This window comes from Mycobacterium sp. KBS0706 (assembly GCF_005938675.2).
In the GTDB taxonomy this organism is placed as follows: Bacteria; Pseudomonadota; Alphaproteobacteria; order DSM-16000; family Inquilinaceae; genus Inquilinus.
In genome coordinates this window covers 1-328 of the sequence record NZ_VCCH02000396.1, presented here as the reverse complement: position 1 = coordinate 328, position 328 = coordinate 1, and the positions used below count along the sequence as shown (strand labels likewise).

The window sequence follows — 328 nt, the reverse complement described above, 5'->3', positions numbered from 1 at the left end:
AGGCATGATGTTCACCGACTATTATGCCGAGGCGAGTTGCACCGCAGGCCGGGCCAGCTTCATCACCGGTGAGATCCCGTTGCGCACGGGCCTGACCACCGTCGGCCAGGCCGGCGCCGATGTGGGCATGCCGGACAAGGCCGCCACCATCGCCTCCGCCCTCAAGGTCCAGGGCTATGCCACCGGCCAGTTCGGCAAGAACCATCTCGGCGACTTGAACAAGTATCTGCCGACACTGCATGGCTTTGATGAGTTCTTCGGCTACCTGTACCACCTCGACGCGATGTCGGACCCCTATTGGTACTCGTTCCCGGATGATCAGGCCTAT

The 328-nt window shown here is 61.9% G+C and carries 1 protein-coding gene; it reads left to right on the top strand.

Features of this window, described 5'->3' with window-relative positions:
* Positions 1-328, top strand: a 328-nt coding sequence (locus FFK22_RS42440; protein ID WP_143957069.1) for a sulfatase-like hydrolase/transferase, incomplete at both ends; no start/stop codon positions are given.